The sequence below is a fragment of the Psychrobacter glacincola genome, from assembly GCF_904846215.1.
Classification (GTDB): Bacteria; Pseudomonadota; Gammaproteobacteria; order Pseudomonadales; family Moraxellaceae; genus Psychrobacter; species Psychrobacter glacincola.
Genome location: NZ_CAJGZK010000007.1, coordinates 118,544 through 142,616 on the forward strand (window position 1 = coordinate 118,544; position 24,073 = coordinate 142,616).

Below are 24,073 nucleotides of genomic sequence, written 5' to 3' on the forward strand. Positions count from 1 at the left end.
GGTTTTTATCCCCATAAATGAAAAGCTACTGAATCTAATGGCATCTATTATATAGTGGGTCCTAAATAAAAGAAGTGCAAATGCTATCAATCACTACTTGGGTTAATTTTTCTTGCTTGCTGTAGCTAGCCGACAGAGGCTGCGAGCAATTAACTCCAGTAGTGTTGTGCTCCTTTAAAAGTGTATTAACTATAACGCTCTTTTTAAACGATCAAAATGGGCTATCATTTATGGCCAACTGGCTATGGTTAAATTTTTATGACGGCTGCTTTTAACATGACTGATACTGCGCTTGTTATCGATACCGAAACCGATCAAGGTCGGGATCCACGTCCTATCCAAGTGGCGACGATTAACGTAGCCACGGGTTTTGAGTGGATGAAATACTTTAATAGTGGGCGCTCGATATCGCCGGTTGTGATTAGAGTCCATGGCATTACCGATGACGATGTGGCTGGGCTTGAGCGTTTTGAGCTTGAGCAGTTTGAATTGCCTGAGTACCTTATCGGTCATAATGTACGCTTTGACTGGCGGGTGATTGGCAGTCCTTCCGCTAAGCTAATTTGTACCGTTAGGCTGGCGCGCGCCGCGTTTCCAGAATGGAGCGCCTATGGTCAGTCCAAATGTATTGAGCAATTATTGGGCAAGGGCGAAGCAAGTAGTATGACGATTGCCGCTCATGATGCGCTCGGCGATGCTCGTATGTGTTATCTGCTATATCAGGCTTGCTGCGAGCGTTTAGAGATTGCGCCAACTGATTTTGCGGCAGCGCATGCTATTGCCAATAAAGCCAATCCAGTCGGTAAAATGCCCTTTGGTAAACACAAAGGTATGCCGATTAAAGACGTCCCTATTAGCTATGTCAAATGGATGCTTGGTAATATCCATAATATGCAGCCGTCGCTTTATTCTGCATTGACCAAACGCGTCAAGGCAGAAGCGGCAAAAAACGTGAAAGAATCAATAGACAAATCCGTAATTAAATAGGCTCTGAAGTCTATTGATTCTTTAGCCAATCAATCGCCATTTGCCACAGTTTTGGTGCTTTAGCATTGGTCCTGCTGCTAAAATAACGCATGTGACCGATGCTACTAACACCAAAATCTTTGGGATCTAAAAAGCGTTTTTCTACTGGCATTTTGGTAAATACCTGAATCATATCATCCATATTTTTGCTATTGGCAATCTCATCATCACTAAATCCTAGCCACAATGCTGGCATAGCAATCTCATCATAAAAGTGCGTATGTATGCTTTTTCCAAAGGCGGTCTTGATATAACCTGCGCCATTACACCACTCGCGCCACTGACGAGCGACGCCGCGCGGTAGCGGTTCGCCCATGCCGATTTTATCCGATGGCGTGTAGCCTAGCGTCAAGTTAGTAAGTGGAATAAATGCCGCCATAAAACCCATGGCTTTGAGCTTGTAAGGCATGTCCATGTTTTTGATGCGACCCGATGAGCAGGCGACATTAAATACTGAAGCAATAGACTGGTAATTTGGCATCAAGCCAATCAGCTGACCACCGGCGCTATGACCAATCAAATGATAAGTGGCATCGGTAAATTCATCTTGCAAGGCATCAAGGACGGCTGGCATGTCATGGCGACCCCAACTGATTAGAGATGCATCACATTTTGCCAAATCAGTGGACAATGACTCTCCGATACCTTCATTGTCAAAAGTCAGTACGCCAAAGCCATGCTCGGCTAAGTAAGTGGCAAAGTTATGATAAAACTGACGTTTGATACCCGTCGCTGGCGCTATCATGACGGCCGTCTTTACAGGCGTTTTGGGACGATAGACAGTCGCGGCCAATGCCTGATTGCGATCATTCATGATGCTTAATGAATAAGCCTCGGTTTGAGTAATAGTAGAGCTATTTTCCATGGTTTAACCTTGATATATTATTATCGTTTTTAATCGATTTTATGAATGAGCTTTGCTAGTAAATATCGCCTGCTATATTTGCAATAAGCTGCCAGTGCGCAGTCTTAAAAATGTAGTAATTGCGTAGTGATAAATCGTTGCGCCCGCGTGATAGCATTGCTTATGTTAAAATAAATCTCAGTAGGGAAGGCGCTCAAATATGACTTCTAAGTTCTATCCCCATTTATCTTGCATAATATGATGTATAAAGACTGGAATGAATAACTATTTTGACTATTTAATATGTACGGATAAACAGGCATTAATAAACACGTTCTTAATAAAAACAATTGATATAAAAATTAAGGAAGCTATATGCAAATGAAAATTAACAATGACACGTATGAAGTGATTACCAGTCAAGATATTACTGATATCGAAAAAGCCGTGGATAAATCAGCGTTAACCATGCCGCTGGTGGCAGTCTATTGTGGGTCGCGTTTGGGTAATGATGTCATATATGAGCAAGCCGCACGAGAGCTTGGGATGGCGTTAGCAGACAATGGCATGGGCTTGGTATACGGCGGCGCAAGTATCGGGCTGATGGGCGCAGTGGCTGATGAGGTGATTCGAGGCGGTGCAGAAGCAGTCGGTGTTATTCCAACCTTTATGCTCAAGCACGAAATTGCTCATGAGCAGCTGACCCGTCTACATCTGACGGATACTATGCATACGCGTAAAACAGTGATGGCAGAATATGCCGATGCCTTTATCACTTTGCCGGGCGGGCTTGGTACCTTAGAGGAAATCATGGAAATCGCCACTTGGCGTCAGCTGTATCAACACGAAAAACCGATGATTATTTTAAACATCAACGGTTTTTATGATCGTATGATTGAGCATTTAAAATATACCACTGAGCAAGGGTTTATGAAGCAAGAAGATCTTGAGCGCTTGGTAGTATGTAATACGATTGGTGATGCCATTGATTTACTGCAGACGATGGTCAAAATAGATGCCGCTGTCAATACAGAAAAGATGGCTGGCAACTAAAAGCAAATATATAAGCAAATATGAAAAAGGGAGAGAAGGGCTAAAATAAGCCCTTCTCTCCCTTTTTTTGTCCGTTAATTAAAAACGTCTTTCTTAAGTATAGTTAACATATCTCAAAAACGCTACAGTGCTGCTGGTATAAATTTTTTGCAGCCTCTGTCTGCGTAGGCACAGCAAGCAAGAAAAATTAATATCAGCAGTACTTGATGTATCGATATTACTTTTCCCTGACTATACTAGTATTATCTGAATCATTGCTTGAACCATTATTGGTACTTAAATCCTCTAGCGTTTTCTCGCGAATACCGCGATTGACGCCTGCCATTGCCAGCGGAAAGCCACGCTCTTTTGCCAAATCACGGGCGACTGCCTCAATGGCAAGACTGTCGTTGTGCGCCAGATACGCCCACTCATGAGCATAGCGATTGCGGTTCACGGGCGTATCAAGTTCAATCAAACCAAGCTCGCTCAATTCATCAACGATTTGATCTGCCGCAATTAGAGTTGAAGATGCTTTGACATTTTCAGCACGGGCATAGCGAATATTAGAGTATAAGCTCACATCAGCGACCCGCAGCGTATCATCCTCACCAGGAATTTGCTGCCCACCGTATAAAGCATTGCCGACAGTACGGGCACTATGAAAGGTCGGTACAAACTCTGCCACATAATCGATCGCTTGTTGGCTACGCGCTTGTAGTGGTGCTTTGTCCCAACCATCTTCGATATAGTGCACGTATTGCGGCGGCAGTTTTGGTTGGGCGCTGTCTTTGCTTGAAGCCACCAAGCCATCATTGAACAGCGTGATAAAATTACTCATGCCATGTATCTGAAAATAGCCACCCGGATAGGGCGTTAGTTGTGCCATCCCTTCTGGTGTACCGCGATTGCCATAAACAATAATCTCTGGTATCTGTCCACCGGTATCTTCCCAATGAGTGATATAAGAGGATTTAAACTCTACCATACGCGTGACTTTGACACCGACCATATCATCAATCACCCCTGTACGAAAACCACAGGCATTGACGAGGTAATCGACTTCGATGGACTCGGTTTTGCTATGAGATTGCGCTTTAGGATCTAAACCAGCGCCTTGCTGATAATCAATACGCCATTTGGTCACATGATGATCAGCGTTTGAGCAGTTTTCACAATCGACCGGCATGACCTGCTTTACTTCAGTATCAGTAAAGACATGCGCATGCTCATAACCATCTAATGCCAATTGCGCCGATGCTGCCAAGCGGAAAATATTCCAGCCATATTCTTGTACCACAATCAGCGGAAATTTAACCTTATTTAAATCCAAATACTTTGCAACCGGTATTATCCATTCATCAACGGTAGTTGGCACAGTCACTTGCTCACGCTCAGACAATGCAATCAGTTGATCATGGCTATAGAGCTGATAATACTCTTCTGGTTCACCCAGTACTTTGTTATTGGCATCTTGAGCAATCAGCTCACGATACGCATCGGTCAATATCTCAAGCCGCGGTAGCAAGTCTTCGGGCAAACCCTCATCACGAGTCGGCACCGCAAATACGGTCGGGCGTACATCAATGGTATAAGGATAAAGACGTAAAATATCGATACACTGCTTGAGGAGGGCGACGCAGTCCTCGTCAGGAATTTCGCGATAGAGATTGCCACCAGCATGCAAATGGCACATAGGCGGACCATCAATCAGCGATTTGTTTTTTTCAAACACGTAAGTTTCAAGCCCTAACGCCGCCAATCGAATGGCAATGGTTGCCCCTGCTGTACCACCACCGAGGATACCGACACGTTGGGTCGCAAGTACTTGATTGTTCATAAGAGAATGAGTCATTGTCGAGGTTATATCCTTAATAGCATTTGCATCAAGTGGTACTTAAATTGGTGCTGAAAAGTGGTACTTAACTGGTAATTAACTGGTAATTAGCATAGTCATGAGATGGCTTATAAGTATTGATATGCGTGCAGAGGCAGTCAAGTTCAACAGTGATAATAAACCCCAATGGTCACATTAGGCATTGTGTAGTCATGCTTAATTTCTATAGCGATATTCTACAAAAAACATCAGTCAATAAGAGGGCAAATTGGTAAGTGCATACATGATTTTTGTCAACGTTTAACCCAAAATTCTATTGGGTATAAAATGATTCAATCAAGACAATATCTTTAATGCAGTCTAAAAGCCTCATCCTACTACTAGCATAGGGGGTAAGCAGATTTGCTTTATCTTAAAGCGGCTAACTATTGATAGTATTAAGTGTTTTTGTTTGGCGAAATTGTAATGTTTATGGGCTTTTGTAAATTTATATAAGGACAAGAATAACAGCTATAAACCCTATGCTATATTTAAAATCTCAATAATGGGTTTAAGATATTTGATTAGGGCTTAAATCCTAGAGCGATGAGAACGATTTAATAACAATTAATAATCTATGATGACAATGACAAGGAAGTGATTATGAAACATATATTTTTATTATCTGCTTTTAGTGGCGTGTTAGCGCTTAGCGGTTGTTCAACACTCAATAATATGGTCGGCAATGACGACTCTGGTATGCACGACGTGCAAGCCACCAATAAAAATACAGCACCGGTCATGAGTAAAAACGGCATGTTGGTTGATACTAGCAACCATATGACCTTGTATACCTTTGATAAAGATTCGATGAATAGATCAGAGTGCGGCAGCGCTTGTATGCTAGTTTGGCCAGCATTTATGGCACCTAGTGATGCTAAAGCCTCAGGTCAGTTTGCAGCTTTCCAACGTGAAGACGGTAAGTATCAATGGGCGATGAATGGCAAGCCTTTGTATTTTTATGCCAATGACGTCAATGTTGGGGATAAAGATGGCGACAATAAACTTGGCGTTTGGCATATCATTAGAACCAAGTAAAGGCTAAACATAAAGCTTAATTTTTCTGATCAAAAGCAGCTATCTGATGGCTGCTTTTTACTACAATATTTTTGACTGATGATTGCATTAAAAGAGAATAAGATTCGTTGTTGTGATTTTATATTATTTTGCTTTATTCTTCGTAGTTGCTTTTTTCTCAATAAGCTCACCATCGATTTGAATGGGTACTTCTGTTGTAATGCCACTTGCAAAAGCCGTCATGCCATAAGCAGCGCGGTCGATAGTACCGGTGGCACGAAAACCGATAACTGGCTCTTTGGTCATCGGGCTATTGGCTATTTTATTCAAAGTCACATCTAGGGTCAGTGGCTTGGTTTGACCGAGCATGGTAAAATCACCCGTGACTGTGGCTTGTTGTGGATTTCTAAATGTGACGTTAGTCGATTTAAAAGTTATGGTTGGATATTTTGCCACATTAAAAAACTCATCTTTTTTCAAATGAGCATCTCGAGCATCCCAATTGGTATCAATGCTGTCAGTGGCAATGGTGAAATTCATATTGGCTTTATTGGGTGTTTTGATATCGTAATTGACCATACCTTTGACATCATTAAAATGACCCATAGTCGTCGAAAACCCTAAATGATTAACCGAAAATCCGACACGGGTATGGGAGTCATCTAGCTGCCATTGAGTTGGCAGCGCCGCACTTGCTAGTGTTGTCATCGCAATTGCTGAGCCAAATAGAACAGCTCTGATACTGTTTTTTGCTATTGTATTTTTCATTATCTTCCTCTTATTAAATGTTAGTATTTTATATGCATTGACAAGTACAGTACCACTACTGATTAAATAATATTATTAAATTAATCTAAAAAATTGATAGTTATTGATTATATTATCTAATATTGAATTATACTTTGCTCGTATGTCGTTCTCAATACTATCCACGTTTTAGTGACAAATCAGTACTGATAATGCTTATAACTGCTGCTTGCATCAAACGCCAAAAACCGGTAAAATCGCGGTTTAATTTTCCCGCTGGGGAAAGGCTAAGCGAGCAGAGGTGTGGTATTGGGTACTGGAATAAGCCAGTGACGCAGTTGCCAGACTGAAAGATGTCCTTAGTGCCTCAGTTACGTATGTCATCGTTTGTTGAACGCATCGTTAAAAATGCTGTTTTGCAAAGGCGTTGTACATACATCGGACATAGAGAGTTTCTTATGCGTAAAGATATCCATCCTAATTACCAAGAAGTTTTATTTCACGACACAAACGCTGACGTGTTCTTTTTGACTCGTTCAACCGTTAAGACCAAATCTACTCGTGAATATGAAGGGTCAGAATATCCATACTACCCACTTGATGTTTCAAGTGCGTCGCATCCATTCTATACTGGCGAGCAACGTAAAACTTCTACTGAAGGTCGTGTTGCAAGCTTCAACAAACGCTTTGGTGCGTTTGGTGGCCGTAAAAAAGCGGCTGATACTGACGCTGCAGAATAATTCACACGTATTGCGTGATATTATTTTGAGCATGTGTTTTCTTAAACATGCACAGCAATAGTATTAAGAATATAAAAAACCGCTGACTATTCAGCGGTTTTTTTTGTTTAAATTTTTAGAAGTAACTGCTTAACGGCTCTTACTCAGTCAACTCAGCATCAGAAGGGTTCAGTAACTGTATAATCAGCTCTGACAATTGCTGCGCCCAATAGCCATACATCAGGCTGCTTGGGTGAAAGCCGTCGCTTGCAAACATCACCTTGATATCGATGGGTGTGCCATTAGAGTGCTCTGCTATCATGCGTGGAAAATCCGTTGCCATATAAGTAACGTTGTCATAAGTCAGGCAGGTTTGCTGCAATATTCCGTCAAGGATAGACGCTTTTGCGCCAACAAAGTTATTGAGCGGAGTAGGTATCGCCGGCATTTGTGCCATCGGCGGTAGACTCAAAAAAACCAACTCGCGCACGCCAAACTTACGCTGGGCAATGGTAATAATATCTTTGATTTGCTGATGCCACCTGTCTACAGACACGCTACTTGTTGTATCATTAACACCGACACTCAATACCATGATATCGATAGGCTCGCTTGGCGTTGGCATGATATATAAACGGCGCAAAATATCAAAACTGGTATGTCCTGTTGTCGCTTGTAGGGACCAGCACAGCGCCTCAAATTGATCGGAAATAGTAGCCTGCTTTTGCAAGATAGGGATGAGCTTGCCAACGAGCGCTTCTTGCTGCGTCTCACTACCGACGCCAGCGGCTGCCGAATCACCAACGATCAAAAGGTTTAATGTCTGCTTGGGCTGAGCTGATGGCTCGCTATTTCCTTTTCCCAGCTGCACAAACCCATGTCTTTCTCCATTTGGCTCGGGCAAACGGACAGTATCACGCTTGATTTTGCGACCTTGATAAAGATACACAGGAGCAAACAAGACATCCTTTGCGACAGTGGCTAATTTATTCTGTATTTTTTTAGTAGCTACCATCCTGCACGCTCCCGAATAGTGGTGAGACTGTCTTCAATTAATAATGTGCCATCAATATAAACATCACGTAGTAGGTTGTCTGCACCGGCGGGCAACTCATCAAATTTGATGGTTTTTAGCTGCTTTTTACTATTTTCAACCAAAGCTAAACGTCCTTTTTTGGAGCGTTTGGAGCGACTGGTAATTGGGTCTTTATAGATGTCTTTCCATACGCCATCGATAGAGATGGCACTGGCTTTCATCGCCCAACTCATGGTATCGAGGTTGACTTGTTGCAGTAGCCCGCCGCCCATACCAAAGGTTACATTTTCGGCGCTAAAACCGGCTTTCATCACCACATCGATAATCTTGCTCAAGCTTTGCGGACTGATGCCATCACCTTGGATAACACGCACATAGTCGGGTAGAACTTTATAGCCTTTACTATTGGTCGTTGTACCGAACTTTACTGCCAAACGCTCTAATGCTTCGCGGACCACTTTAGCCGGATCGCCACTGTCTGGTCTGATGACCAAGGTACCGCCCATGTTTTTGACATTGTCTTTTAGGCTGCCACCCCAAATATTGTCAATGGCATTCCATAAGTCGTAGCTGTCAGAAACCACAGAAAAGCTTTTACCTTCGCCGCCGAATTGCTCAATCATATTGGCAAAGGCAGCGGTTTCACCCTCGCGTCCCCATGCGGTCATCGTACTATGCTCAGCAGCCGGAATAGAAAAAGCAGGCATGTCTTTATCCATTTGATACCAGCGACTGGCAGCTACCAAAGCGGTCATCGAATCGGTACCGGCAAAATTGACCAAATGGGCGAGACTGCCGATGGCGACCGACTCTTGGCTAGAAGCACCGCGTGAGCCAAAATCATGTAAGCGAAAAATCAAGGAATCGCTATTGTCTGCCGATTTCTCTAGCGCTTGACGAATGATACCTTTGCAATAGTGCGAGACACTAGCGACGGTTGACGGATACCAAATCGCGCGTAGCAGCGCTGTTTCAATATAGCTTGGCAACCAATAAAACTCAGGGTCGGTATTGATGACTTGGCAGACGACATTCGATACAGGTACGATGCTGCCTTCAGGTATGGCTTCGATGCGTAGTGGCAAATAACCACCATGCTTATCAACCAATCGCTCCCAGCCAGCACGGTTAAAGGTCAGGCCATGCGCTTGAATCATCGCTTCAGCTTCATCAATATCTTGATGGGTAATGGGGGTGCTTAAGTATTCTTTAATAAACGCTTGCAAACCAAAAAATACCACATCATAGTCGCCTTTACGCGCCTCAATATAGCTTGAGAGATACTCACTACCTTTTGGATATTGCACCCAATGTGAGGTTTTATAGCTGTCGCTATTTAGGATTAAATTATTCAAATTACTGGTGTACATCACAGAACTCCTCTGCTTTGAGATGCCGCAACGATGGCGGCGATGAGCCTTTACCGTCTATCGGTTTGGGCGGGGAAAATTGTTAATAAAAAATTTAGTCGTCGTCTAATGAAATTTTACAAACCAACCATCTTGGTGATAATGGCATAATGGTCTTCAAACATCATGGTGGCATCAAGCTCAGCAAGCGGTAACCAAAACGCTGTGGCTGCGTCATCGCCGCCTTTTACTTTTGGCAAGCCTTTTGGGTCGTTTTTTAGCTGAAAGTAAAATGCTTGAGTAATGGTGCGCCCACGTGCCGAGCGATACGGATCGTCAAAAGTATGCTGACTGTGACAAGAGCCGCGCAAGACCGGTTCAGGAACTTTAAGACGAGTTTCTTCACGCAATTCACGGAGACAGGCGTCAAAGAGCGTCTCTTTTGGATTCAAGAACCCGCCCGGTAGCGCCCACAATCCGCGCCCTGGCATACTACGGCGTTCAACCAGCAAGATATGCCCTGATTGTACGACTAGCGCATCGGCAGTCATAAAGGTTGGCGGATAAGGGGCAGATTCCCATTGTCTTTTATATTTATCAACAAAATCTGCTTCTTCATGCAGCTGTTGATAATCGTCGGTCTTTTTAAAATTATTTAGGACTTCGCGCGTTGATTCGGGGGTACGCTCGGGCGTTGGCGTGGCACCCATCAAATAGCTGTCGCGTATAGGCGTTGCGGATAAATTATGATAATTGGGCACAGAGACTGATGCCCAGTTGGGGAATAGCGATAAATAATACGATGAGCTGTCTTTTGAATGACCAATCAGACCGATATCAGTCTGTAAGTCACCAGTGACAGATTTGACGCCCGCTTGCACATATTGTAGCCAGCGCGTGTCATTGTAGAGTGCATCATCGAGCCCGACGCAATGTATACGTGCCGCATCTGCTGGCGAGTAGGCATTCTTTATCATCATCGCACGCTCATCGACACTAAACGGATTGCGCAGACTACGGGGCAAATTTGCAGAACCAATCAGCATAATGACGTTATCAGCACGCTTTAATGCTTCATCAACGACTGCTTTATGACCACAGTGAAACGGCTGGAAACGACCGATAAATACCAAATAACGATAGTGTTTGTTTTTATCTGAATGTTGATCTGATGAATCACTCATATACGCCACTTTCCCACTGCTAATATTTCATTGATTAAAAAAGTAATGCCGCCAATACTGCCACAGCATAGGAGTTGCTGACAAGTGTAAAGATGTTTAGGGGTGTGTCATTATTGGCTATATTGGCTATATTGGCTATTGTCTGTATTAAGTTTTGCTCAGACAAATAAGTACGCGACTCTGTCAAGTGGCATGTTTCTCAATCCACGCGGCGACTGTTGGCCACACCTCCTTAGTAGCAGGGCGACTATTTAAAATACGGCTGTGACTATAATCGTCTAGGTCACCATGACCGAGCGAGTACTCACGAAAGGTATTCGCATGATTGTTAAAATCATTAAACAGTGCGCGACACCCCAAAGTGGGTGAGATAAATCTGTCACCTTTTGCACTAATAGCATATATGGGTATGGTAATGGTTGGCATATGCTGTCGGTAATCAAAAGGCTGATTATCAGCAAATGTATATGGCGCTCTGTTCTTATTCATATCGCTTTCATTCATATCGCCTTGTTTTATAAAACTACTGTGAAAGTTTTTACGCAAGTTCCAGTTGTACCACTGACTCATGGTGTAGTAGCTTTCATTGAAAGGACCGAGCTTGAGTTTTTTGGCAGGGATATAGCCAAGCAGCCGCGTTAGTAGTTTTACCACAAGAATTTTAACGTAGCTGATTGGGTTTGACGCCGCACCATAGGCTTGGCAGGCAAACATACTGGCGCTATTAATTTTGTCGATATAGTGTGGGTTTTGTATCAAAAACATGGTTAAACCAATCCCGCCGCCGCTATGAGTGACGCAGTGTAGGTTGTTGAGCTTGAGTGCCTCAAAGAAATATCGAAAAGTAGCTTCATAGTCATAGGTTGCGACGGTTTCGAAGTTAAATTTATCTTTTGGTGTTGAGCTTGCGCCATGAGCGCGCCACTCCATGATATAGCAGTGATGTCCCAGTATTGCCAAGTATTCCGCGATTCTTAAGCAGGTTTTTTTGTCCGAAAAAGTGCCATGAGTTAAGAAAATATTTTGAGCTTTATGAGTAGTGCAATCAGCTAAATGGGGCTGTTTTTCACTATCAAAGATATGCCAAATAGCGATTTGCACATTATCTTTTGTTCTTACAAATGTTAGGTTTTCAGTCAACATATAAGGCTCTCTTAAGACTTAGATTTCTGAGCAAAGTTCTTTAGCTGCTTTTATTGCATATACAAGATTTTCACTGCATTCAATGCGTTATAGACTTGATAAGTCAGCTTACTGTCTTTATATACAATGAAGATACGGTCAGCTCACTATAAATGAGTATCATGAAAGATAGCCACTGCTAATTCGCACCGCCACAGTCGGAATAGTCGACTAAGTGCGCTATAATGAGCCGTATAAATAGACAGCTATTATGGTTAAAGCAATAAAACGATAAGCCATGGTGGTTGCTAACACATATTCCCTTGCATTGACGACACAAGAGGCGGGTACACAGCACGCTGGTGTCATAACACAGATAGGACGCATTATGAGTGAACACAACCCAACGGATACTCAAGTAGAACCTGCTGCCGATTACGAGTCAGCGTTAGATACTGAGCAAACGGAAGCCAAAAGTAACATTACCATCACGGAAGCCGCTCAAGGTTACTTAGCAGACTTACTATCCAAGCAAGACACCGATGGTATTGGTGTACGTATTTTTGTTGAGCATCCGGGCACACCGCGTGCTGAGTGCTGTATGGCTTACAATCAGCCGGGCGAAGAAGACAGTGCTGACCTGAAATTTAGCTACGATAATTTTTCTGCCTTTATTGAAGCGGCATCAGTGCCTTATTTAGAAGATGCGGTTATCGACTATAATAAAGACCGTTTTGGTGGTCAGCTGACTTTCCGTGCGCCAAACTCTAAAGTACCAAAAGTCGGCGCTGATGCCAGTGTTGAAGAGCGCATCAACTATGTATTGCAGTCTGAGATTAACCCAGGATTGGCGGCTCATGGTGGTGATGTGCAGTTACTTGAACTGATTGATGAAGAAGGTATTGGTTTGACTGCGGTATTGAAGTTCGGCGGCGGTTGTCAGGGCTGTTCAGCGGTTGATATGACCTTGCGTCAAGGTGTTGAGGTGCAACTGAAGCAGCAAATACCCGAGCTGACGCAAGTGATTGATGAGACTGACCATACTCGTACTGAAAACGCGTACTATAAATAAGAATGCTTTTATAAATAGAGGCTAATTATCGGTTAGAAATACGAATAGAATGCTTGCTTTTTTTATCGCTTATGAATTTTTGTCATTAAGTGACAGATAATTTGCTATTCTTTTCATAAAAAAGTTGAGTTATGATTAACTCAGCTTTTTTTATGCCTATCGTTTAGCGATAGCTATAGTCAGTGAAAAGTAATATCGACACATGATGTACTGCTGGTATCAATTTTTCTTGCTTGCTGTGCCCATGCAGACAGAGGCTGCAAAAAATTTGTACTAGCAGTACTGTATTCTTTTTAAAATTAATCGACTAAATAACGCTAAGTATTAGGCTTGATTGGTTAAGCAGAGAGCACGCGTTTGGCAATATCTTGATAATCTTTTGACGCTAAACGTGGACCGAACTGTTGAATCACTTGCGCGGCAACTGCGCTGGCAAGACGACCACATTCTGGCAAGCTATATTGCTGTGATAAAGCGTATAGAAATGCACCGGCATAGTTATCACCGGCACCATTGGTGTCGATGACACTATCGACTGCTGGCGTAGGAATGTCATAAATCTCAATATCAGAATCATCATCTTTTTGATGAGCAATCACCGCCCCATTTGCACCGTCAGTAACCACTGCAATTTGGCAATACTCAAGTAGCGCACGCGCCGCTGATTTGTATTCTTTTTCATCGGTGAATAAACGCGCTTCTTCACTATTGCAAAATATCACGGCTACCTTGTTGCCAAGCATATTCAGCAAACCGTCTTTGGCGAATTTTACGACGGCTGGATCAGCAAAGCTAACGGCAATCTTTATGCCATTTGCAGCCGCTTGCTGACGCAATTGATCCATCGCTGGCTGAATGCCTGCAGACATGGCAAGGTAGCCTTCCAAATACAACCACTCAGCTTGAGTTAAGGCATCAAAGTCAACGTTATCAGCGGTGATATCGCTTGAAGTACCTAGGAACGTCTGCATGGTGCGCTCGCCATCTTCGGTGACCGCAACCACACATGAACCCGTCACGCCGCCTGCATGAATGGACTGTGCAGAGGTAGCAACGCCTGCTTCATGTAAGTCTTTTAGATAAAACTCACCTTGCTTGTCATCACCAACGCGGCAGGCATAAAAAGGTTTGCCGCCCAAACTTGAAAAGGCGACCATCGTATTGGCCGCTGAACCGCCGCCCGCTTGTTTTGATGGGTCGATTTCGGCCAGCTTGAAATACGCCAATAATTGCTGTTGCTCTTCAATATCTGCCAGCGTCATATTGCCTTTGGTCAGCTCAGTCTCTTCTAAAGCTGCATCTGATAACAGATATTCGTGGTCAACCAGGGCATTACCTATCGCCATTACATCGTACATTGCGTGTCTCTCCTCAATAAATTTATAAATGTGTCTGTTGTTTTTATCTAAAAGCTATTCAGCTTGCAGCTCAAGCAAGCGCTGATAAAGCGCATTCTTTTTTACGCCAGTAATATCAGCAGCCAAAGCAGCGGCTTTTTTAACCGACAAATCCTCTAGTAGACGTTGCAATAATTTATCATGAATACTGATATCGTCATCATCTTGGGCGACGTTAGCGCCAGCGACTACCACCACTATTTCACCGCGCTGCTGATTGTCATCCGCTTTGACAAATTCAACCAAAGCGCCAAGGGTACTCTTATTGACGGTCTCAAAGGTTTTGGTTAATTCACGGCAAAACGTCACTTCGCGTTCAGCACCAAATACAGTTGCCATATCTTCTAAGCTTGCAATAATACGGTGCGGCGCTTCGTAAAATATCAAGGTTTCAGTACGAGAGTGCAATGCTGCCAGCTGCTTTTGGCGACCATGGGTTTTTGCTGGCAAAAAACCAATAAAGCTAAAGCGGTCTGAGGGCAAGCCTGCTACAGACAGTGCCGCAATGGCAGCAGAGGCACCAATAATAGGAGATACGCGAACACCAGCCGCATGTGCTGCCTGTACCAATTGGTAGCCTGGGTCACTAATGAGCGGCGTGCCAGCATCACTAATCAAAGCAACAGAATGACCTTGTTCAATCATCTCAATAATTTTGGGTGTTTGAATGGCGCTGTTGTGCTCATGATACGCCCATAGCTTATTATGACCTTTTTGCTTAACGGTGCTATCAGTATCAAGGTCGGCATCATTTTTATTATTGTGCGCCGTTACTTCTTCGGTATCATCACTCTTATTGCCTTTGGTGTTGATGCCAAAGTGTGATAACAGCTTACCTGAGGTTCGCGTATCTTCGCAGGCAATGATAGCAACTTGCTTTAAGACGTCAATCGCATGCGGTGTCATGTCGCTCAGATTGCCAATCGGCGTGGCAACGATATATAGACAAGCTGGCATCGCAGTAGGGCTAGACATGAAAACCTCGGGTCATTAAGATATTAAATAAAGAATATGGCGCACTGACTGATAAAACTGGCTAACAACATTCAACATTAAAGGCAAAAGTGCCTTATCAAAAAAGGCAAAAGTGTCCCATCAAATAAAGTTTAAGCACAGCATAAAAAACCACACCAGCATCTGCACGCGAAAGTGGTTAGTTTAGCATGATGTGCTATGATAATTCTGAAATGTTGAGCAGACTGATAGACGTCATGGCAAATGATAAACCTTTAATGCTAACTTCTCCAAAGCAGCGCCAAGGCAGTTATTTTGAGCAGCAGGCGTGTGAATTTTTGCAGGGACAAGGGTTGATTTTGATTGCGCAAAACTGGCAACAGCCCAAAGTTGGCGAGCTTGATTTGGTGATGTTAGAAAAAGGACAAGCGTGGTCGATACTGGTATTTGTGGAAGTACGGCAAAGACAGTACTCAGATTTTGGTGATGCGGCACTCAGCGTCACAGCCGGCAAGCAGCGCAAAATTATCAAAGCAGCACGTTACTTTTTACAGCAAAACCCTCGATATCATTATTATGAATGCCGGTTTGATGTGATTGCTTATAATACAGTCAATAAAAATGAGACAGATGTCACGTTGGATAATCAACCAAATCAACGGTTCGAGAACAATCGGCCTGAATGGCTGCAAGGCGCATTTATCGCGTCAGCTTGGTCATAAAGCTGGTTTGGGATTTATTTAAGCGTGGCTAATTTTATAATGTCAAAGCATATTAAATGAAGTAGTCGTTACCAAAAGCCTAACTGTAAGCAGTAAAAATTCAGTAGAGTAGCGGCACTACAAGAATTTTATTGAATCAAGTTTTTGTCATATTTGTTAAAATAAAAACCATTAACTGTTGCTATTATTTATTATGACTACTCATGTACTAAGAGGTAAATCATGACACAGATGCATCTGCGCACTGCTATTTTTGGCTCACCGCGCCGTAACGTGATAGGTATTATATTAATGTCGAGCGTGGTCACAACGGGCTGTACCACCAACTATTTGACCAATAGTACAGAAGGTACTTATGGCGTGCCCATGACCGAGCGCACCATTCCGCAGCGTCTGCTTGATCGTAGTATTGAGCATACCGTCAAGATTAATGTTTATGGCTTGCAAGAAAATTTGCAGCAGACCAGTCGCATGAGTATTGATAGCTTTAATAGTATTGTATTACTGACCGGCGAAGTGCCAACTGAGGCAATCAAGGCAGAAATTAGTAAAGTCGTCGGTTCCATGCCAGACGTTCGCCAAGTCTACAACGAGCTGACAGTTGGAGCCTCAAAAGGCTATAGCCAAACTGTCCACGACGGTTATATCACATCAAAGCTGATGGCAAAAACAGCCGCTGCTGATGGGGTTAAAGCATCACAAATTAGAGCAGTGACCAATAATGGCGTAGTGTATATCATGGGTCGTATGACACCGACGCAGCAAAGCCACCTGATTGATATTGCCAATAGTACAGTTGGTATCACAGAATTGGTGCTACTGACCACTGTCGTCGACGATCGAGGCGTCAAGCTCGGTAACGATGACATCATGTATGAGGAAAATGTTGCCAACTCAGCCAATCCAACTAGAGTCGCAGTCGTGAATAACAGCGCAACGCCTGAAGGTAGCGGTTCTATCGCAGCAGATGCCACTATTAGTACCACACCTATTATAGTGACCGAGGATGGCTCGCCAGTTACCGAGCCTTCATCAAGCCCTTATATTGACCTGTATCAAACGCCGTAGATTGAAGGGGTTAAGTGATTCATAATGATAAGCTATCGTTAGTTTGTACTGGTTTTATTTTGAAACAGCACTGACAAGAACACTAAACACCCCTAACAGTAGCAGCACGATAAATCCGCCGTTACTGCGTAAAATATGTGTAGTCAAAAAATACTAACGGTAAATATAGGGAATGCACTGTTAGGTAAGATTATAAATGGTTATGACAGTATAATTGTCTGAATCATTGACGGAATGATAGTGATTAATGAGATGAAAATTGACTGAAATATATCAGGGATACTGCTATGAAGGCTTTAAATAATGATGTACAGCGACCTAAAGTAAGTATGCCCAAATTCGTACGCGTAGGGGTTACTGCGGCATTGGCAGTGGGCACTATTATGCTCGCGACGCAGCAAGCACAGGCGTTCTCAGCGCTTGCTATCGTTAATGGTATTACTGCAAATGGGGGTGTCGGGGTCAGTAAAGACATTCTGTATGGTGACGAGCCATTACAAGATTTGGATATTTATTATCCAAAGCCCTTAGCGCAGGCTATGAAAACCAATACCACTATCAAACAAGAGTATCCGATGGTGGTATTTGTCCATGGCGGCTCTTGGGAGAGTGGTAATAAAGAGGAATATGCCTTTGTCGGGCAAAGTTTGGCGCAAGCAGGTTACGTGACGGCGGTGATTAATTATCGTAAAGCCCCTGAGCATGTCTATCCTGATTATGTCGAGGATACGGCGCAAGCGATTGCGTGGAGCTATAAAAATGCCAAGCGTTTTCATGCCAATCCAGAACGTTTCGCAGTCGTTGGTCATTCTGCGGGCGCGTTTAATGCTGTTGCTGCAATCGCCAATGAGGATTTTTTAAAGCCTTATGGTATTAAGCCAACAGATATCAGTGCAGTGATTGGTATTGCCGGTCCTTATAGTTATGACTTTCGTAAATTTAGTAGCGTCACCGCTTTTGCAGCCGACGCGACACCTGATGAGGTGATGCCAGATCGTCAAATAAAAGGTGCGCAGCCGCCATATTTATTATTGACTGCTGAAAAAGACAAAGTCGTCTATGCGACCAATACCATCAAAATGACACAGGCATTAAAGGCGGCAGGTGTTACCGTGCAGACAAGTGAGATTAAAGGCGCCAGTCATGCCACCAGTATTGGCGCGATGGCACCACCACTACGCTGGGTCAATGATGTACGTGCGCAAGTATTAAGTTATTTGGACAAAACCCTCAAATAGGGGGCCTCATTAATAAGTCTGGCATGGCTATTGTGTTTATTTAAGGCTAACAATGGTTATGCACCGTTGTGTAAGACAGTACTGTAAGATGGTCAAACTCTTGTTATAATGTCATCACTTTACCTCTATACCCTATCCAAAACCTTAAGGCAGAATATTCTATGAGCATGAACGCTGACGATTTGATTGCATTTTTACAAACGCATTTTCCGGATGCCTTTATTCAAGCTGCCAATCAAGGAACTAAGTTTGATGTGCGTGTGGTTGATGCCAGTTTTGAGGGCAAACGCGCCGTGCAGCGTCAGCAAGCAGTTTATGCTTTGGTCAATGATAAAATTGCCAGTGGCGATATTCATGCGCTCAATATTCAAGCGTTAACGCCTGCTGAATGGGATGTTCAATCGCAAGGCTAGAGTTAGAGTAGTTCGCTTCTTATTTACGACTGGATTGTTTATTGTGAGCAAGTATTTTTGCCACTGATAAGCGATTCGGTTTTTCATTGTTTTTATACTTATCGTTAGGTTGTCACCTTTATGGATCAATTTTTAATCACTGGTAGTAGTCGTATTGCAGGGGAAGTTACCATCTCAGGCGCCAAAAATGCCGCTTTGCCGTTGCTTGCGGCTATGATATTGGCTGAGACGCCGACGACATTGCATAATGTGCCATCGTTGCAAGATGTGCGCACTTTGATTGAGTTGATTGGTGGCATGGGTATCAATATCCAAAAGCAGGGCGATACGGTAACGTGCGATACCAAGAGTATTGATAATTTTTATGCGCCTTATGATTTGGTCAAAACCATGCGCGCCTCAATTTTAGTATTAGGGCCATTGTTAGCACGTTTTGGTGAGGCTGAAGTATCATTACCAGGTGGTTGTGCGATTGGTTCGCGCCCTGTTGATCAGCATCTTAAAGCTTTTGAAGCGATGGGTGCTACTATTACGGTAGAAAACGGCTACGTAATCGCGCAAGCGCCAAAAGGCGGCAAGCTGTTAGGGTGTAAGTTCTCATTTGATATGGTGACGGTAGGCGGTACTGAAAACGTCATCATGGCAGCAGCCTTAGCTAAAGGCACGACTATTTTGGGTAACTGTGCGCTTGAGCCAGAAGTGGTTGACTTGGCCAATATGCTGGTCGCAATGGGTGCTAAGATCAGTGGTATCGGCACAGCAACCATGACGATTGAAGGTGTTGAGCGTTTGCATGGTTGCGAGTATTCAGTTGTGCCAGATCGTATCGAAACAGGCTCTTATCTTGCTGGTGCTTTAATGACGCGCGGTGACGTATTGACCAAGAATACCTCGGCGCTGTTATTAGCACCTGTATTAGAAAAATTTGAAGACATGGGTGCGATTATCACTACGGGTGAGGATTGGATTCGTGCGCAGATGAAAGGTCGACCAAAATCAGTTGATATTCGTACTCAGCCGCATCCAGGCTTTCCAACGGATATGCAAGCGCAGGTGATGGCGATTGCCTGTTTGGCTGATGGCACCAGTACTTTCATCGAAAATATCTTTGAAAATCGCTATATGCATGTGCCAGAGCTTAACCGCTTAGGAGCATCTATCCAAGTAGATGGTCATACTGCTGTGGTAAAAGGGGTTGAATGCTTTACAGCCGCGCCTGTGATGGCAACTGATTTACGCGCTTCTATGTCATTAGTGATGGCTGTTGCCGCTGCTGAAGGCGAGAGTTTAATTGATCGCATTTATCATATCGACCGTGGCTATGAGCACGTTGAAGACAAATTGCGTGCACTTGGCGTCAATATCGAGCGTATCAATAGCAACAATTAATATGGCTTCTTAAAACTTGTAACGTCAGTAAGGAGTAATACTGGTGTTATAATTTTAAAATAATTTTAAAGCCCAGCGTGATATTATTAAAAATGCCCTTTAGCGGCGACAACTTTCAGCACCATCAGCACACGGACCAGCGTTACTATGACTGAAGCAACCAACAGCTTACCAACCAGTGGTTTATTAAACGAAGTAAATGATGAGTTTTCAGGCTTAACACTGGCGTTATCGAAGGGTCGTATCTTAGATGAGACGATGCCACTTTTGCGTGCCGCTGGTGTTGAATTATTGGAAGACCCTGAAGCCTCACGCAAGCTTATTTTTCCAACCTCAAACCCCAATGTTCGCGTATTGATTTTACGCGCAAGCGATGTGCCCACCTATGTAGAGCACGGCGCCGCGGACTTTGGTGTGGCGGGTAAAGATGTGTTGCTTGAGCATGGTGCCAATCATGTTTATGAATTATTAGATCTAAAAATTGCTCAGTGTAAGCTCATGACCGCTGGTGTGAAAGATGTGCCATTACCAAATCGTCGCCTTCGCATTGCCACCAAATACGTCAATGTCGCTCGTGCTTACTTTGCAAGCCAAGGTCAGCAAGTCGATGTGATTAAGCTGTACGGCTCAATGGAGCTTGCGCCTTTGGTCGGTTTGGGTGATTTGATAGTCGATGTCGTTGATACGGGCAATACCCTACGCGCCAATGGACTTGAAGCACGCGATCATATCTGTGATGTCTCATCCCGTCTGATTGTCAATCAAGTCAGCTATAAGCGCAAGTTTGCACTGCTTGAGCCTATTTTGGATAGCTTTAAAAACAGCATCAGCAGCGCTTCATAAATCAGTGCATGATGGTGCCTTATCATAGATTGATAATATCAAGTATGGTCATACAAAATTCCAAACCAGTTTAACGCGCTAAGGAGAACATAGCGTGCTAAACTGGTTTTATTGTATTTGCTTGCCAGCGAATAAAAGCACCGTATAATCTGAACAAGATCAGTATAAGTAAGCGGGTATAGTTGATTCATTTTAAAAACGATACAGTGCTATTGGCTATAAATTTTTTGCAGCCTCTGTCACGCCTGCGAACAGCAAGCAAGAAAAAATTATAGCCAATAGCACGTTATTACAATCGTAGCGCTTTTATTTTGAACTGACTATATGTAAGCCCTCATATTATCCCTTTTACCGCCGTATCTATGCTCAAATATAGGACAAAGCCATGCGCCAATTAAGTACGCAAGACGCCGATTTTGACAGTCAGTTGACAGAGTTGCTTGCTTTTGAAACCGTTAATGATGCCGATTTACTCAAAACGGTAGATGACATCATTGCAAAAGTACGCCATGGCGGCGATAGGGTGGTTCTAGAATTGACACAGCAGTTTGATCAACATCCAGCAACGACAATACAAGCTTTGGAGTTGTCTCAAGAGGCGCTCGCTGAGGCATTTATCAATCTTGACGATGTCGTGAAGACGGCTTTGACCACAGCGGCGACGCGCGTACAGAATTTTCATGAGCGCCAAATACAAGAGACATGGCAGTATGAAGATGAGCTCGGCAATCGCTTGGGTCAAAAGGTCACAGCACTTGATCGCGTCGGTATTTATGTGCCGGGCGGTTTGGCATCTTATCCATCATCGGTATTGATGAATGCTATCCCTGCCAAAGTTGCTGGCGTCAAAGAGGTGATTATGGTCGTGCCCGCTCCAAAGGGTGTATTAAATCCTCTGGTACTGGCAGCTGCTCATTTAGCAAAAGTCGATCGGGTCTTCACTATTGGCGGCGCACAGGCAGTTGCCGCATTGGCATATGGCACTGAGACCATTCCAGCGGTAGATAAAATCACTGGACCGGGCAATAAGTATGTTGCTGCTGCCAAACGCGCGGTATTTGGTCAAGTGGGTATCGATATGATTGCCGGTCCATCTGAGGTACTGGTTTATGCAGAAGGCGAGGCACAAGACTGTGCTGATTGGCTTGCGATGGATTTATTGTCACAGGCAGAGCATGACCGTATTGCTCAAGCGATTTTTGTGACCACCAGCGAAAAGCAGCTTAAAGAAGTCGCTATTGAAATTGAAAAAGCCTTGGCTAAATTGCCCAAGGCGGATATCGCTCGTGATTCATTAAAAAATCGTGGCGCGCTTATCTTGGTCAAAGACCGCGAGGAAGGTATGGCGGTGATCAATCGCGTCGCGCCTGAGCATTTGGAGTTATCTGTTGATAATCCTGATGCGCTGCTTGATAGTATCCGTCACGCGGGTGCTATCTTTATGGGACGTCATACGCCAGAGGCAATCGGTGACTACTGTGCAGGACCGAACCATGTGCTACCGACATCGGGTACGGCGCGTTTTTCGTCACCGCTTGGTGTGTATGACTTCCAAAAGAAATCCTCTATTATTTATTGTTCTGAGACTGGTAGTAAGCCTCTCGCGCAGACGGCTGATATTTTAGCGCAACATGAGGACTTAGAAGCCCATGCGCGTTCAGCCCGCTATCGCTATAAGTCTTAGTCTTGTCATAACAATTTTTACAATAACAGCTTTTATAAATAGCCGCCTCTGTGATTAATAGTAGGATAGTTTATGAGTGAGTCAAAGATAGATACCAGACTTTGGTCATCTAAAGCGCGTAATTTATCGCCGTATGTTCCTGGCGAGCAGCCTCAGCATGACGATTTGTGCAAGTTAAACACCAATGAAAATCCATTTCCACCTTCACCAAAAGTCGGTGAGGCGATTACCAAAGTTCTAGCGCAGCAAGCGGATGATTTGCGTTTGTATCCTGCACCTGAGTCTGAAGAATTGCGCGGTGCATTGGCAGCGCTTTATGATCTTGACATGAATCAAGTGTTCGTTGGTAATGGCTCCGATGAAGTATTGGCGCTAGTATTTGCCAGTTTTTTCTTAAAAGAGCGCCCTATTTTAGCACCTGATATCAGTTACAGTTTTTATCCAGTTTATGCCAATACCTTTGGGATAGAGCTGGTACAGATACCATTAGAAGCAGATTTTAGTATCAGTCCTGATGCCTATCGTAGGCCTTGTAGCGGTATAGTTATTGCTAATCCGAATGCACCAACCGGTTTATTATTGTCGCTTGCTGACATCCGTAAGCTTGCAGGCGAGCACTCAAACTCAGTGATTGTGATTGATGAAGCTTATATTGACTTTGCTCAGTACGAGGAGGGAAGTGCAGATTCTCAGGTGTCAGCCGTTAGCCTCATCAATGAGTTTGATAATTTACTGGTGACGCAAACCTTTTCAAAATCACGCTCGCTCGCTGGATTGCGTGTCGGTATGGCGTTTGGTAGTGCCTCATTGATTGAAGCATTGACACGTATGAAAAATAGCTTTAACAGCTATCCGCTAGATAAGTTGGCACAAGCTGGTGCGATGGCCAGTATTTTAGATGTTGCATACTTTGAGCAAGCTCGCCAGCAAGTCATTGATTTGCGCACATCGTTGACTGCTGAGTTAACGGCATTGGGTTATGACGTACTGCCATCGCATGCCAATTTTGTCTTTGCGCGTCCTCATGATGGTGCTGCCAGTCAAGTAGCAAACGTATTACGTGAGCAAGGTATCATCGTTCGTCATTTTGATAAACCACGTATTAATGAGTATTTGCGTATTACGATCGGTACGCCCGCACAGCATGAGCGTCTAATTAATGCATTAAAAGCGCTGCAAGCAGTGGCGGATGTCGAGGTGAGCTGATATTTAGCTTCAGTGTAATTTTGAAGTGGAATAATATTCTATAGTCAAAATACCCTAAAAACGCTACGGTACTGCGGGTATAATTTTTTGCAGCCTCTGTCTGCGTAGGCACAGCAAGCAAGAAAAATTGATACC

General features: G+C 43.7%; 22 protein-coding genes. 13 read left to right on the forward strand and 9 right to left on the reverse strand.

What is annotated here, in order from left to right; translation table 11 throughout:
* Positions 1-276: 276 nt before the first annotated feature.
* Positions 277-987 (forward strand): putative quorum-sensing-regulated virulence factor, encoded by a 711-nt coding sequence (locus JMW90_RS06190; RefSeq protein WP_227691884.1) that lies wholly within the window; start codon positions 277-279, stop codon positions 985-987.
* A gap of 10 nt (positions 988-997) precedes the next feature.
* Here JMW90_RS06190 and JMW90_RS06195 read toward each other — a convergent pair whose 3' ends face one another.
* Positions 998-1,891 (reverse strand): alpha/beta hydrolase family protein, encoded by an 894-nt coding sequence (locus tag JMW90_RS06195; protein ID WP_201562262.1) that lies wholly within the window; start codon positions 1,889-1,891, stop codon positions 998-1,000.
* A gap of 354 nt (positions 1,892-2,245) precedes the next feature.
* On the opposite strand from JMW90_RS06195, the gene JMW90_RS06200 reads away from it, so the two are divergent.
* Positions 2,246-2,923 (forward strand): LOG family protein, encoded by a 678-nt coding sequence (locus JMW90_RS06200; RefSeq protein ID WP_201562264.1) that lies wholly within the window; start codon positions 2,246-2,248, stop codon positions 2,921-2,923.
* A gap of 217 nt (positions 2,924-3,140) precedes the next feature.
* On the opposite strand, the gene JMW90_RS06205 is transcribed toward JMW90_RS06200, so the two are convergent.
* Complete coding sequence (locus JMW90_RS06205) at positions 3,141-4,757, reverse strand: FAD-dependent oxidoreductase (protein WP_201562266.1); 1,617 nt, start codon at positions 4,755-4,757, stop codon at positions 3,141-3,143.
* Between the two features lie 624 nt (positions 4,758-5,381).
* Here JMW90_RS06205 and JMW90_RS06210 point away from each other — a divergent pair.
* Positions 5,382-5,816, forward strand: coding sequence for a COG4315 family predicted lipoprotein (locus JMW90_RS06210; RefSeq protein WP_201562268.1), 435 nt, complete (start codon positions 5,382-5,384; stop codon positions 5,814-5,816).
* Positions 5,817-5,939: 123 nt separating this feature from the next.
* Here JMW90_RS06210 and JMW90_RS06215 read toward each other — a convergent pair whose 3' ends face one another.
* Entirely contained in the window at positions 5,940-6,563 is a 624-nt protein-coding gene (locus JMW90_RS06215; RefSeq protein WP_201562270.1) for a YceI family protein, read from the reverse strand.
* A 437-nt stretch (positions 6,564-7,000) separates the two neighbouring features.
* Between JMW90_RS06215 and JMW90_RS06220 the strand changes: the two genes are divergently transcribed.
* Positions 7,001-7,282 (forward strand): type B 50S ribosomal protein L31, encoded by a 282-nt coding sequence (locus JMW90_RS06220; protein WP_201562272.1) that lies wholly within the window; start codon positions 7,001-7,003, stop codon positions 7,280-7,282.
* Positions 7,283-7,421: 139 nt separating this feature from the next.
* Here the strand turns inward: JMW90_RS06220 and JMW90_RS06225 are convergent, their stop codons facing one another.
* From JMW90_RS06225 to JMW90_RS06240, 4 genes are all read right to left on the reverse strand, one after another.
* Positions 7,422-8,276: an SGNH/GDSL hydrolase family protein gene (locus tag JMW90_RS06225; protein ID WP_201562274.1), complete on the reverse strand. Its 855-nt coding sequence runs from the start codon at positions 8,274-8,276 to the stop codon at positions 7,422-7,424.
* On the reverse strand, positions 8,270-9,667 hold the full coding sequence (locus JMW90_RS06230; RefSeq protein ID WP_201562276.1) for a nicotinate phosphoribosyltransferase: 1,398 nt from the start codon (positions 9,665-9,667) through the stop codon (positions 8,270-8,272). Before JMW90_RS06230 ends, JMW90_RS06225 begins: the two co-directional genes overlap by 7 nt.
* 116 nt (positions 9,668-9,783) lie before the next feature.
* On the reverse strand, positions 9,784-10,830 hold the full coding sequence (locus JMW90_RS06235) for a bifunctional nicotinamide-nucleotide adenylyltransferase/Nudix hydroxylase (RefSeq protein ID WP_201562278.1): 1,047 nt from the start codon (positions 10,828-10,830) through the stop codon (positions 9,784-9,786).
* Between the two features lie 183 nt (positions 10,831-11,013).
* The gene (locus tag JMW90_RS06240; protein ID WP_201562280.1) at positions 11,014-11,973 is read right to left on the reverse strand and encodes an alpha/beta fold hydrolase; all 960 of its coding nucleotides are present in this window, start codon (positions 11,971-11,973) and stop codon (positions 11,014-11,016) included.
* Between the two features lie 367 nt (positions 11,974-12,340).
* On the opposite strand from JMW90_RS06240, the gene nfuA reads away from it, so the two are divergent.
* Entirely contained in the window at positions 12,341-13,024 is a 684-nt protein-coding gene (gene nfuA / locus JMW90_RS06245) for a Fe-S biogenesis protein NfuA (RefSeq protein WP_201562282.1), read from the forward strand.
* A 338-nt stretch (positions 13,025-13,362) separates the two neighbouring features.
* Here nfuA and JMW90_RS06250 read toward each other — a convergent pair whose 3' ends face one another.
* Positions 13,363-14,382, reverse strand: coding sequence for an adenosine kinase (locus JMW90_RS06250; protein ID WP_201562284.1), 1,020 nt, complete (start codon positions 14,380-14,382; stop codon positions 13,363-13,365).
* Between the two features lie 54 nt (positions 14,383-14,436).
* Entirely contained in the window at positions 14,437-15,396 is a 960-nt protein-coding gene (gene rsmI / locus JMW90_RS06255) for a 16S rRNA (cytidine(1402)-2'-O)-methyltransferase (protein WP_201562286.1), read from the reverse strand.
* Between the two features lie 188 nt (positions 15,397-15,584).
* Here rsmI and JMW90_RS06260 point away from each other — a divergent pair, with 188 nt between their 5' ends.
* The 8 genes from JMW90_RS06260 to hisC all read left to right on the forward strand — a co-directional run bounded on the left by JMW90_RS06260 (position 15,585) and on the right by hisC (position 23,938).
* The gene (locus JMW90_RS06260) at positions 15,585-16,097 is read left to right on the forward strand and encodes a YraN family protein (protein WP_201562288.1); all 513 of its coding nucleotides are present in this window, start codon (positions 15,585-15,587) and stop codon (positions 16,095-16,097) included.
* Between the two features lie 222 nt (positions 16,098-16,319).
* Entirely contained in the window at positions 16,320-17,165 is an 846-nt protein-coding gene (locus JMW90_RS06265; protein WP_201562290.1) for a BON domain-containing protein, read from the forward strand.
* A gap of 287 nt (positions 17,166-17,452) precedes the next feature.
* The gene (locus JMW90_RS06270) at positions 17,453-18,403 is read left to right on the forward strand and encodes an alpha/beta hydrolase (protein ID WP_201562292.1); all 951 of its coding nucleotides are present in this window, start codon (positions 17,453-17,455) and stop codon (positions 18,401-18,403) included.
* Positions 18,404-18,564: 161 nt separating this feature from the next.
* Positions 18,565-18,816, forward strand: a complete 252-nt coding sequence (locus tag JMW90_RS06275) for a BolA family protein (protein WP_011514505.1) — start codon at positions 18,565-18,567, stop codon at positions 18,814-18,816.
* 120 nt (positions 18,817-18,936) lie between these two features.
* The gene (gene murA / locus JMW90_RS06280; RefSeq protein WP_201562294.1) at positions 18,937-20,205 is read left to right on the forward strand and encodes a UDP-N-acetylglucosamine 1-carboxyvinyltransferase; all 1,269 of its coding nucleotides are present in this window, start codon (positions 18,937-18,939) and stop codon (positions 20,203-20,205) included.
* Between the two features lie 147 nt (positions 20,206-20,352).
* Complete coding sequence (hisG, locus tag JMW90_RS06285) at positions 20,353-21,048, forward strand: ATP phosphoribosyltransferase (protein WP_201562296.1); 696 nt, start codon at positions 20,353-20,355, stop codon at positions 21,046-21,048.
* A gap of 385 nt (positions 21,049-21,433) precedes the next feature.
* On the forward strand, positions 21,434-22,732 hold the full coding sequence (gene hisD / locus JMW90_RS06290; RefSeq protein WP_201562298.1) for a histidinol dehydrogenase: 1,299 nt from the start codon (positions 21,434-21,436) through the stop codon (positions 22,730-22,732).
* A gap of 72 nt (positions 22,733-22,804) precedes the next feature.
* Positions 22,805-23,938, forward strand: a complete 1,134-nt coding sequence (gene hisC / locus JMW90_RS06295; RefSeq protein WP_201562300.1) for a histidinol-phosphate transaminase — start codon at positions 22,805-22,807, stop codon at positions 23,936-23,938.
* Positions 23,939-24,073 lie beyond the last annotated feature (135 nt).

Bases quoted from the DNA above. Each gene is read 5' to 3' on its own strand.
- JMW90_RS06190 (WP_227691884.1), top strand. From the start codon at position 277: ATGACTGATACTGCGCTTGTTATCGATACCGAAACCGATCAAGGTCGG.
- JMW90_RS06195 (WP_201562262.1), bottom strand. From the start codon at position 1,891: ATGGAAAATAGCTCTACTATTACTCAAACCGAGGCTTATTCATTAAGC.
- JMW90_RS06200 (WP_201562264.1), top strand. From the start codon at position 2,246: ATGCAAATGAAAATTAACAATGACACGTATGAAGTGATTACCAGTCAA.
- JMW90_RS06205 (WP_201562266.1), bottom strand. From the start codon at position 4,757: ATGACTCATTCTCTTATGAACAATCAAGTACTTGCGACCCAACGTGTC.
- JMW90_RS06210 (WP_201562268.1), top strand. From the start codon at position 5,382: ATGAAACATATATTTTTATTATCTGCTTTTAGTGGCGTGTTAGCGCTT.
- JMW90_RS06215 (WP_201562270.1), bottom strand. From the start codon at position 6,563: ATGAAAAATACAATAGCAAAAAACAGTATCAGAGCTGTTCTATTTGGC.
- JMW90_RS06220 (WP_201562272.1), top strand. From the start codon at position 7,001: ATGCGTAAAGATATCCATCCTAATTACCAAGAAGTTTTATTTCACGAC.
- JMW90_RS06225 (WP_201562274.1), bottom strand. From the start codon at position 8,276: ATGGTAGCTACTAAAAAAATACAGAATAAATTAGCCACTGTCGCAAAG.
- JMW90_RS06230 (WP_201562276.1), bottom strand. From the start codon at position 9,667: ATGTACACCAGTAATTTGAATAATTTAATCCTAAATAGCGACAGCTAT.
- JMW90_RS06235 (WP_201562278.1), bottom strand. From the start codon at position 10,830: ATGAGTGATTCATCAGATCAACATTCAGATAAAAACAAACACTATCGT.
- JMW90_RS06240 (WP_201562280.1), bottom strand. From the start codon at position 11,973: ATGTTGACTGAAAACCTAACATTTGTAAGAACAAAAGATAATGTGCAA.
- nfuA (WP_201562282.1), top strand. From the start codon at position 12,341: ATGAGTGAACACAACCCAACGGATACTCAAGTAGAACCTGCTGCCGAT.
- JMW90_RS06250 (WP_201562284.1), bottom strand. From the start codon at position 14,382: ATGTACGATGTAATGGCGATAGGTAATGCCCTGGTTGACCACGAATAT.
- rsmI (WP_201562286.1), bottom strand. From the start codon at position 15,396: ATGTCTAGCCCTACTGCGATGCCAGCTTGTCTATATATCGTTGCCACG.
- JMW90_RS06260 (WP_201562288.1), top strand. From the start codon at position 15,585: ATGATGTGCTATGATAATTCTGAAATGTTGAGCAGACTGATAGACGTC.
- JMW90_RS06265 (WP_201562290.1), top strand. From the start codon at position 16,320: ATGACACAGATGCATCTGCGCACTGCTATTTTTGGCTCACCGCGCCGT.
- JMW90_RS06270 (WP_201562292.1), top strand. From the start codon at position 17,453: ATGAAGGCTTTAAATAATGATGTACAGCGACCTAAAGTAAGTATGCCC.
- JMW90_RS06275 (WP_011514505.1), top strand. From the start codon at position 18,565: ATGAGCATGAACGCTGACGATTTGATTGCATTTTTACAAACGCATTTT.
- murA (WP_201562294.1), top strand. From the start codon at position 18,937: ATGGATCAATTTTTAATCACTGGTAGTAGTCGTATTGCAGGGGAAGTT.
- hisG (WP_201562296.1), top strand. From the start codon at position 20,353: ATGACTGAAGCAACCAACAGCTTACCAACCAGTGGTTTATTAAACGAA.
- hisD (WP_201562298.1), top strand. From the start codon at position 21,434: ATGCGCCAATTAAGTACGCAAGACGCCGATTTTGACAGTCAGTTGACA.
- hisC (WP_201562300.1), top strand. From the start codon at position 22,805: ATGAGTGAGTCAAAGATAGATACCAGACTTTGGTCATCTAAAGCGCGT.